At 71.8% G+C, this 9109-nt stretch carries 10 protein-coding genes; 9 read left to right on the forward strand and 1 reads right to left on the reverse strand.

Going from position 1 to position 9109, the window contains the following annotated elements:
* Positions 1-34: 34 nt before the first annotated feature.
* The 6 genes from AB0J91_RS12465 (at position 35) to AB0J91_RS12490 (ending at position 6245) form a co-directional block, all read left to right on the forward strand.
* Positions 35-319 (forward strand): hypothetical protein, encoded by a 285-nt coding sequence (locus AB0J91_RS12465; RefSeq protein ID WP_363867307.1) that lies wholly within the window; start codon positions 35-37, stop codon positions 317-319.
* Positions 320-714: 395 nt separating this feature from the next.
* Positions 715-1974 carry a M20 family metallopeptidase gene (locus tag AB0J91_RS12470; protein WP_363867310.1) on the forward strand — a complete coding sequence of 420 codons (1260 nt, stop codon included), beginning with the start codon at positions 715-717 and terminating at the stop codon, positions 1972-1974.
* A gap of 146 nt (positions 1975-2120) precedes the next feature.
* A complete protein-coding gene (locus AB0J91_RS12475; protein ID WP_363867343.1) occupies positions 2121-3350 on the forward strand; it encodes a M20 family metallopeptidase in 1230 nt (409 codons plus the stop codon).
* An 84-nt stretch (positions 3351-3434) separates the two neighbouring features.
* Complete coding sequence (locus AB0J91_RS12480) at positions 3435-4046, forward strand: hypothetical protein (protein ID WP_363867313.1); 612 nt, start codon at positions 3435-3437, stop codon at positions 4044-4046.
* A 145-nt stretch (positions 4047-4191) separates the two neighbouring features.
* Positions 4192-4893, forward strand: a complete 702-nt coding sequence (locus AB0J91_RS12485) for an HAD family hydrolase (RefSeq protein WP_363867316.1) — start codon at positions 4192-4194, stop codon at positions 4891-4893.
* On the forward strand, positions 4890-6245 hold the full coding sequence (locus AB0J91_RS12490; RefSeq protein ID WP_363867319.1) for an FGGY family carbohydrate kinase: 1356 nt from the start codon (positions 4890-4892) through the stop codon (positions 6243-6245). Before AB0J91_RS12485 ends, AB0J91_RS12490 begins: the two co-directional genes overlap by 4 nt.
* On the opposite strand, the gene AB0J91_RS12495 is transcribed toward AB0J91_RS12490, so the two are convergent.
* Complete coding sequence (locus AB0J91_RS12495; RefSeq protein ID WP_093413862.1) at positions 6242-6712, reverse strand: gamma-glutamylcyclotransferase; 471 nt, start codon at positions 6710-6712, stop codon at positions 6242-6244. The genes AB0J91_RS12490 and AB0J91_RS12495 overlap by 4 nt on opposite strands.
* 291 nt (positions 6713-7003) lie before the next feature.
* Between AB0J91_RS12495 and AB0J91_RS12500 the strand changes: the two genes are divergently transcribed.
* The 3 genes from AB0J91_RS12500 (at position 7004) to AB0J91_RS12510 (ending at position 9064) form a co-directional block, all read left to right on the forward strand.
* Positions 7004-8407 (forward strand): NAD(P)H-quinone dehydrogenase, encoded by a 1404-nt coding sequence (locus AB0J91_RS12500; protein ID WP_363789850.1) that lies wholly within the window; start codon positions 7004-7006, stop codon positions 8405-8407.
* Positions 8408-8438: 31 nt separating this feature from the next.
* A complete protein-coding gene (locus AB0J91_RS12505) occupies positions 8439-8828 on the forward strand; it encodes a DUF393 domain-containing protein (RefSeq protein ID WP_363867322.1) in 390 nt (129 codons plus the stop codon).
* A 68-nt stretch (positions 8829-8896) separates the two neighbouring features.
* Positions 8897-9064: a hypothetical protein gene (locus AB0J91_RS12510; RefSeq protein ID WP_363867325.1), complete on the forward strand. Its 168-nt coding sequence runs from the start codon at positions 8897-8899 to the stop codon at positions 9062-9064.
* The last annotated feature ends 45 nt before the right edge of the window (positions 9065-9109 follow it).

A 9109-nucleotide genomic window follows, 5' to 3' on the forward strand; every position in this document is an offset into this window, starting at 1 on the left:
TGATCCGGCGCGACGCGAAGGATGTGGAGCCATCATGTGGCGGATCGGCCGCCTGCTCGCGGGACTTGCGATCGCGTTATCCCTGCTGCTCACACCATGGGCGGCGGCCAGTCCGGCGCCCGTCCGGGCCGAGGTGGTCCAGGTCGCCGTCGTGGCCCAGCCGCCGACGCCGGGGTCGCCCGCGCCCGAGCGCGAGACGCAGGCCGAGCGCAACCAGCGCACCGCGATGGGGGTCGCCGGTGTGATGCTGATCGGGCTCGTGCTGCTTTCCCGCAAGATCAGGAAGAAGCCGGTGCTGTTCTTCGAGAAGAAGAAGTAGGTATTCCTAGAAAACAGACCGCGGCGTCGGTTTTCGCTATTTCTTCACTACCAATTTCCGCCATGGACTAGACCTGACGGCGAAGCTGTGGGATTTTCACACCTGATCGTGCGTGTGGAGTCATTCCGCACGCTTCCTGGGTGAGTAACCCATCGAGACGTGGGTCGGCGCCGGGAAGCCCCCCGACCGGTGCCGGCCCACACCCATTCCCGGCCCTGCGCCGGGAATGTCCGGCTCGGCCCGTGGAATTGCGTGGAATTCAACAAAGGTGTGAATTCCCTTTTTTCTGTCCAGCTGAAGTCTCGCCACCCGTTCGGCGCAGCTGGACTACCGGTGGTCGCCACGTAGCGTGCTCGTCACGCGCAGCTGATCCAGCTGATGCAGGATGAACGCACATGCGTACCACCCCGCCCGAAGATCAGCCCGCGCCCGGAGGCCGAACCGCGCTGCGCGACCGCTGCCGCGACGTCGTGCGCAGGAACGGGGCGGCGCTGACCGGGCTGTCCCGCAGCATCCACGCCGAACCGGAGACGGCCTTCGCCGAACACCGCAGCGCCGCCAAGGTCGCAGCGCTGCTCGCCGAGCACGGCTTCGCCGTCCAGGCCCCGGTCGCCGACCTGGACACCGCGCTGGTCGCCGAGTGCGGCAGCGGTGACCTCGTCGTCGGCATCTGCGCCGAGTACGACGCGTTGCCGCAGGTCGGACATGCCTGCGGGCACAACGTCATCGCCGCCTCCGCCGTGGGCGCCGCGCTCGCGCTGGCCGAGATCGCCGACGAAGCCGGACTCATCGTCAAGGTGTTCGGCACACCGGCCGAGGAAACCGGCGGCGGCAAGGTCGTGATGCTGGAGGCGGGCCTGTTCGACGACGTCGCCCTGGCGATGATGGTGCACCCCGGGCCCGAGGACATCTGCCTGCCGAGCTCGCTCGCCATCACCGACCTGGAGGTCCGCTACACCGGCCGCGCCGCGCACGCCGCGGCCGCGCCCGACCTCGGCATCAACGCCGCCGACGCGCTCACCGTCGCGCAGGTGGCCATCGGACTCCTGCGGCAGCACCTGGAGCCGCAGCAGATGGTGCACGGTATCGTCACGGAGGGTGGCGCGGCGCCGAACATCGTGCCCGCGCGCACCGCGGCGGTCTACAACCTGCGTGCTGCCGAAGCGCGCTCGCTGCAGCGCCTGGAGAACCGCATCCGGGCCTGCTTCGAAGCGGGTGCGACGGCGACCGGGTGTTCTCACGAGATCGTGCAGATCTCGCCGGTCTACGCGGAGCTCGCCTGCGACCAGTGGTTGTCGGAGGCGTACCGTCGCGCGATCACCGATCTCGGGCGTGAACCGCTCGATCGGAGCACCGAGCGGGGCCGGGTCATCGGCAGCACCGACATGGGCAACGTGACCAGGGCCTTGCCCGCGATCCACCCGATGATCGCGGTGGAATGCGGGGACGCGGTCAACCACCAGGCGGAGTTCGCCGCGGCCTGCGCCACTCCCTCGGCGGACCTCGCGGTCCTCGACGGGGCCGTGGCGATGGCCTGGACCGCGCTCGCGGCCGTGCTCGACGGCACGCAGCGCGAACGGCTGCTCGCCGGTGTCGCCGACCGCGCTGGAAAAGGTTCGACCGAACAGTTCTGCACGTCGGGAGGCGTGGCGTGACCGTGGTGGATTCTCGTGGCCCTGACCCGGGCCAGCGCCCGAACCGTGACGGTTCGGCGGTGACGGACGAGGAGTGGGCCGTCGCCCAGGCGACGACGCTGGTGGCTGACGAGCCGATCGGCGCGACCGAAAGCACGATTGCGGACATGGATTCCCGCTTCGGATCCAGTGTGGAGTCCGTCGTGCCCGACATCGGTGCGGGTCGCGGACCGTCCTGGCTGGACGCCTGGCTGAACGCGAACGCGCGTCGCGTGGTCGCCTGGCGCCGTCACATCCACGCCCACCCGGAGCTCTCCCGCGCCGAGCACCGCACCACCGCGTTCCTCGCCGACCAACTCGGCCGGATCGGGCTGACGCCCCGGCTGCTCCCCGTCGGAACCGGCCTGACCTGCGACATCGAGGGAACGGGTCCCGGCCCCACGATCGCGCTGCGCGCCGACATCGACGCGCTGCCGCTGACCGAGGCCACCGGCCTGCCGTACTCCTCCACAGTGGATGGTGCCTCGCACGCGTGCGGCCACGACGCGCACACCACCGTCGCGCTCGGTGCCGCGATGGCCCTGGCCACCGCCCCCGACCTGCCCGGACGCGTGCGGATGATCTTCCAGCCCGCCGAGGAGGTCATGCCCGGCGGCGCGCTGGACGTGCTGGCCAGCGGCGCTCTCGACGACGTCGACCGGATCTTCGGCCTGCACTGCGACCCGCGCCTGCCCGCGGGCAGCGTCGGAACCCGCGTCGGGCCGATCACCTCCGCCACCGACCTGCTGGAACTGCGGCTGACCTCGCCCGGCGGGCACACCTCGCGGCCCCACCTGACCGCCGACCTGGTGCACGCCCTGGGCAGCGTGATCACCGGCCTGCCCGCGCTGCTGTCCCGCCGCGTCGACCCGCGCACCGGGACCGTGCTGACCTGGGGAGCGGTGCACGCCGGTGAGGCGCCCAACGCCATCCCGCAGGACGGGGTGCTCACCGGCACCCTGCGCACCGCCGACCGGGACACCTGGGCGAAGCTGGAACCGCTGGTCCACGAGCTCGCGCAGAGCCTGCTCTCGCCGCTCGGGGTCGGCTTCGACCTGCAGCACCGCCGCGGCGTCCCGCCGGTGGTCAACGAGCGGGACTGCACCGAGCTGATGCGCGCCGGGATCACCGCCGCGCTGGGGGAGCAGGCGCACGCCGACACCCCGCAGTCCTCGGGCGGCGAGGACTTCGGCTGGTACCTGGAGCACATCCCCGGTTCGTTCGCCCGCCTGGGCGTGCACTCGGGCAGCGGTCGGATCAAGGACCTGCACCAGCCGACCTTCACCCTCGACGAGCGGGCGCTGCTGGTCGGCATCCGCACGATGGTCCACACGGCGCTGCTGAGCCTGCGGAGCTGACGGAGCGGGCCGCGGAATTCGCCTGATCGAGGTGTATCCGGGCTCGGGATGTATCTGTGGGCGGGGTTCGCGCCTCTTCTCAGCATGAGGACGAACATCGACCGCCCGCAGTCCCTGCCCGCACCCGGCCCGCAGACCCCTCGGCACTGGCACGGGGCCTTGCCGCGCCACGAGGCCGAGCGCCTGCTCGGCGCTGCCGACCTCGCCGAGGCGTTGGAGGCCGGCGAGTGGGTCCAGCCCTGGACGGGTGTGGTGCTGCCGGCCGCGCTCCTGCGCGATCCGACCGCAAGAGCCGCCGCCGCGCTGCTGCGCGCAGGTGATCAAGGGGTGATCTCCGGACCGACGGCCGTGGCCATGCACGGCTGCGGCCCGGTCGAGGACGCCGTGCACGTGACCGTGCCCTACGACCGGGAGCTGCGGTCGCAGGGCGATCTGGTCGTGCACCACGCCTGGTTCCGCGAGACCGAGGTGATCGAGCTCGACGGTCTCCGCGTCCAGGCGCTGGACGTCGCGCTGGCGGACGTGCTGTGCTCCGGTCCGCAACGTCGTGCGCTGGACTGCCTGGAACGCGCCCTGGGACGGCTCGGCTCGGGTGCCGAGCACTTCCGCGCGCTGATCGGGGAGCGGCTGGCCCGCCGCCGGGACCGCCGCGGCACTCGGCGGGCCTGGGCGTTGCTGGAGCTGGCGTGGGCGTGATCGGGTGCGGCGTTCGCAAGGACCGCACCCTCAGCGCACTGGTAGTTATCACATTAAATACTGTTAATTCTGTCGCTCCTGGTGTTATTTTGGGGGTGCAGGGAGCCACCTCGGTCCCGTTGGACCGCGAGCGAAAGGACCGGACGTGCCGGCCGATCCCACAACCGGAGCCGAACCGATCGACCTCGTGCTGCTCGACGTGGGCGGGCCCGTCTACGACGACGCCGCGTACCGCGACGCACTGCTGCGCGCCACCCGTGAGCTCGCGGCCGAGGAGGGCGACGAGGTCTCCGAGACCGAGTTCCTGCGCCTCTACGACGAGCGCAGGCAGGCCCAAGGCGGCTCGCTGCGCACGGCGGTGGCGCAGCGCTTCCTCACCGTGCAGGACCGGCAGCGGCTGTCGGACCTGGCGGAGAGCTACTGGGAGTACCCGCCGGAAGCCCTCCACGACGACGTCCTGCCCGCCCTGCGCCTGATCGGCGAGCGCTACCGGATCGCCGTGGTCGCCAACCAGCGATCCGTCGTCGTCGACGCGCTGCGCCGGGACGGCGTCGCCGAGCACATCGACGTCTGGGCCATCTCGGAGACCGTCGGCGCGGAGAAGCCCGACCCGCGGATCTTCCAGCACGCCCTGGACGAGGCCGGTGTGCCGGCGTCCCGCGCGGTGCACGTCGGCAACCGCCTCGACACCGACGTCCGCGGTGCCCAGCGCATGGGGCTGCGCACGGTGTGGGTGCTGCGCGGCGAAGCGCCGCCCGCGCCGACGCCCGAGCAGCTCGCCGAGCCGGACATCGCCGTGCACTCGCTGGCGGAACTGCCAGGAGCGCTGGAGAAGCTCGCGTCATGACCGGCGAGCTCGTCGCCGGTGTGGACGTCGCCACGGCCACCGTCCGGGTGCAGGTCCACGATCCGGCGGGCGCGCTGCTGGCCCAGGCCTCGCGGTCGCTGCCGACGCCCGTGCGCTCGCCCGGCGGGCGTTCGGAGCAGGACGCCCTGTCGTGGTGGCCCGCCGCGCGCGACTGCCTGGCCGAGTGCACCGACCTGCTGGGCGCGCGCAGCACCGGGATCACCGCGCTGGCGATCTCGGCCACCTCGGGCACGGTCGTCGCCGTCGACGCCGACGGCGAGCCGGTCGGCCAGGCGCTGATGTACGACGACCGGCGCGCCCGGGTCGCCTGGCTGGCCGCGAACCTCCCGGCGGGCGCCGAGCAGATCTGCCACACGCCAGAGGTGATCGCCCGGCGGCTCGTCGGGCACCCGGTCGCCACCGACACCAGCCACGCGCTCAAGAGCGGCTACGACGCGGCGGCCGGTGAGTGGGCGGCGGGCGTTCCCGCCGCGCTGCTGCCGCAGGTCGTGCGACCCACGGCCGTGCTCGGCCAGGTGGGGCGCGAGGCCGCGGATCTCACCGGGCTGCCGGTGGGCTGCGAGGTCCGCGCGGGCATGACCGACGGTTGCGCCGGGCAGCTGGCGACGGGTGCCGTCGACGCCGGGCAGTTCGTGACGGTGCTGGGCACGACGCTGGTGATCAAGGGCGTGTCGGAGAAGCTGGTGCACGACCCGGCCGGAGTGGTCTACAGCCACCTGCACCCCGAAGGCAGGTGGCTGCCCGGCGGCGCCGCCAACATCGGCGGCTCGGCGTTGTCCGATGTGGACCCGGCTGAACTGCCCGAACTGGACTCGGCGGCCATCGCGAACGGACCCGCGAGCGTGCTCAACTACCCGCTGCGAGGACGGGGCGAGCGGTTCCCGTTCCAGGCGCCCGAAGCCGGGGCGTTCCTCCTCGGAACGCCGCGGAACCGCGCCGAGGAGCACCGCTCGCGCCTGGAGGGCATCGCCTTCTGCGAACGCCTCGCGCTGGAACGCCTGGCCACGCTGGGCGCGGTGGCCGAAGGGCCGGTGCGCACGGCGGGCGGCGGCGCGCGGAGCACGGCCTGGTGCCGCGTCCGAGCTTCGGTGCTGGACCGGCCGGTGCTGCGCGTGCTCGGTGCCGGAACCGCTCTGGGCGCGGCGCTGCTGGCGGCCACCGGCTCGATCCACCCGGACCTGAGCACGGCGGCGGCCGCGATGGTGCCGGCAGGCGAGCTCGTCGAGCCGGACCGGGCGGAAGTGGCCGCGCTCGACTCGGCCTACGAGCGGTTCGCGGCGGAACTCCGCGAGCGCGGCTGGCTCCAGGACCCGCCGGCAGGACCGCTCTAGAGCTCGCGGGGAGAGCCGGGGCCCACGTTGTGGCAGGGGCGTTTCCGGAGCTTCTCGACGTAGTCCTCGGGGGCTCCGGCGGCTTCCGCCGCGTCGGCCATCACGCCGAGGTAGCGGGCCGAGGGAAGTCCGCCCTCGTAGGCGTCGAGCACGTACAGCCATGCGAGCACGGGGCCGTCGAGCGTCTGCACCATCAGCCGAAGCTTCTTGTGCATCCCGAGCTCGGCGCCCTCCCAGTTGTCCAGGTTCTTCTCGTCTTCCGGGCTCACGTCGTAGAGCACCGTGAAGACCTGCGAACCGGGCTGCTCGACGATGGTCGCGAGGGCGCCTTCCCAGCCGTAGTCCTCGCCGCCGAAGGTCAGCCGCCAGTCCATCAGCCAGCCGCTTCCCGCCAGCGGGGAATGCGGGGCGCGCTTCAACATCTGGGCAGGATCCATGTTGGATCCGTACGCGGCGTACAGAGGCACGCCCCACAGGGTAGCGATCCGTTGGCAGAAAAGCGGACCGGAGGGCAGCACGAATGTGGGTTTCTCGGTCATCCGGTTCTGGCCGGGGCCCGAGGACCCGCGCACCGGCGACGATCACAGGCGGTGTCGTCGGCCCGGAGTGGTCTTCGCCACGATCACCCATCCCGGGCGGTACCACCCGGTTTGCCCGGACTCGTCGCGGCGTACCGTGAGTTCGGCGCCCATCGGTGTAATCGGTGACCACCGGCAACGGGGTGCCCTTCGGCCAGGTGGACTCAGGAGGAGCGCGAAGTGACCCGCATCGTGATCATGGGCGGCGGACCGGCGGGCTACGAGGCGGCATTGGTCGCCGCTTCCAACGGAGCGGACGTCACGCTCGTCGAGCCGGAAGGTCTCGGCGGGGCCTGCGTGCTCTACGACTGCGTTCCTTCGAAGACCTTCATCGCCTCCGCAGGCGCTCGTTCCTCCTTCCGCGACGCGGAAGAGCTCGGCATCCGGACCTCCTCCCACGAAGCCGACGTCGAGGTCGCCGTCGTGCACGGCCGGGTCAAGGGCCTGGCTCTCGCGCAGTCGGCCGACATCCGCTCCCGGGTGCGCCGCGAAGGCGTCAAGATCATCCCGGGCCGTGCGCGCTTCACCGACCCGACGCCGGGCATGGCCGTGCACCAGATCGGCGTGGACCGCGCCGACGGCACCTACGAAGAGCTCACCGCCGACGTCGTGCTGATCGCCACCGGCGCCACGCCCCGCATCCTCAAGGGCGCCGAGCCCGACGGTGAGCGGATCCTGACCTGGCGCCAGCTCTTCGACCTGCCGGAACTGCCCGAGCACCTGGCCGTCATCGGCTCCGGCGTCACCGGTGTGGAGTTCGCCTCCGCCTACACCGAGATGGGCGTCAAGGTCTCCATGATCTCCAGCCGCGACCGCGTGCTGCCGCACGAGGACGCCGACGCCGCGGCCGTGCTCGAAGAGGTGTTCGCCGAGCGCGGCACCGAGGTCGTCAAGCACGCCCGCGCCGAGTCGGTGGAGCGCACCGAGAAGGGCGTGGTCATCCACCTCGCCGACGGCCGGAAGGTCGAGGCCAGCCACGCGCTGATGACGGTGGGCTCGGTGCCCAACACCAGCGACATCGGCCTGGAGAAGGTCGGCATCGAGACCGGCCGGGGCGGCTACGTCGAGGTCGACCGCGTGTCGCGGACCGGCGCCCCGGGCATCTACGCCGCTGGTGACTGCACCGGTCTGCTGCTGCTGGCGTCCGTCGCCGGCATGCAGGGCCGCATCGCGATGTGGCACGCGCTGGGCGAGGGCGTCACGCCGATCAAGCTGAAGACGGTGGCGGCCAACGTCTTCACCCACCCCGAGATCGCCACGGTCGGCATCAGCCAGCAGGCCATCGACAGCGGCGAGGTCCCCGCGCGGACCGTGATGATGCCGCTGGCCACCAACCCGCGCGCCAAGATGGAAGGCCTGCGGCGCGGTTTCCTCAAGGTCTTCTGCCGCCCGCAGACGGGTGTGGTCGTGGGTGGCGTCGTGGTCTCGCCGAACGCCAGCGAGCTGATCCTGCCGATCGCGCTCGCGGTGCAGAACCAGGTGACGGTGGACAACCTGGCCAACACCTTCTCGGTGTACCCGTCGCTGTCGGGTTCGCTCACCGAAGCCGGACGCCTGCTGATGCGCCACGACGACCTGGACTGACGAGGGGCCTCCCGTGAGGGAGGATGGCGGCGTGGCCGAACGTCCGGTGCTGATCTACGACGGCGACTGCGGGTTCTGCACCCGCAGCGTCCGCCTCGCCGTGCGCCTGCCGGTGCGCATGCGGGTCCAGCCCTGGCAGGAAGCCGATCTCGCGGCGCTGAACATCACCGAAGACCGAGCCGCTCACGAGGTCCTCTGGATCGACCGCTCCGGCCGGGTTTTCGGCGGTGCCGAAGCGGTGGCCGAACTCCTCAGGTCCAGCCGCGCCCCCTGGCCCCTGCTGGGTGGGCTCATGTCGGCTCCGCTGCTGCGCTCCCTCGCCGAACGCCTCTACCGCTGGGTCGCCGACCACCGCCACCGCCTGCCCGGCGCCACCCCGGCCTGCCAGCTCCCGCCCGAACAACGCCCCCAGCGCGACTGACCCCCGGGAAAATCGCGCGACACGTCTCGGGGCTCCGAGCCCGGCACCGCCGGAGCTCAGCGGTCGGAGTGGCCCATCGCGGCACGGTTTCTCCCGAACAACTCCGAGAAGCTCTGGCGGAGATCACCTCGAACCCGGAGATCCGGCGCAGCACGGCGAAGATGCGGCGGGAGATCGAGGAGTCCGGCGGCCTGAACCGAGCCGCCGACAGGATCGAGTCGCTGCTCGAAACCTGACGTGCGAACGGCGGTTCGCTCGGCTCCGGACGTCCGGAACCGAGC

Origin of the sequence: Saccharopolyspora sp. NPDC049357 (assembly GCF_040677225.1) — a bacterium.
Classification (GTDB): Bacteria; Actinomycetota; Actinomycetes; order Mycobacteriales; family Pseudonocardiaceae; genus Saccharopolyspora.

Bases quoted from the DNA above. Each gene is read 5' to 3' on its own strand.
- AB0J91_RS12465 (WP_363867307.1), top strand. From the start codon at position 35: ATGTGGCGGATCGGCCGCCTGCTCGCGGGACTTGCGATCGCGTTATCC.
- AB0J91_RS12470 (WP_363867310.1), top strand. From the start codon at position 715: ATGCGTACCACCCCGCCCGAAGATCAGCCCGCGCCCGGAGGCCGAACC.
- AB0J91_RS12475 (WP_363867343.1), top strand. From the start codon at position 2,121: ATGGATTCCCGCTTCGGATCCAGTGTGGAGTCCGTCGTGCCCGACATC.
- AB0J91_RS12480 (WP_363867313.1), top strand. From the start codon at position 3,435: ATGAGGACGAACATCGACCGCCCGCAGTCCCTGCCCGCACCCGGCCCG.
- AB0J91_RS12490 (WP_363867319.1), top strand. From the start codon at position 4,890: ATGACCGGCGAGCTCGTCGCCGGTGTGGACGTCGCCACGGCCACCGTC.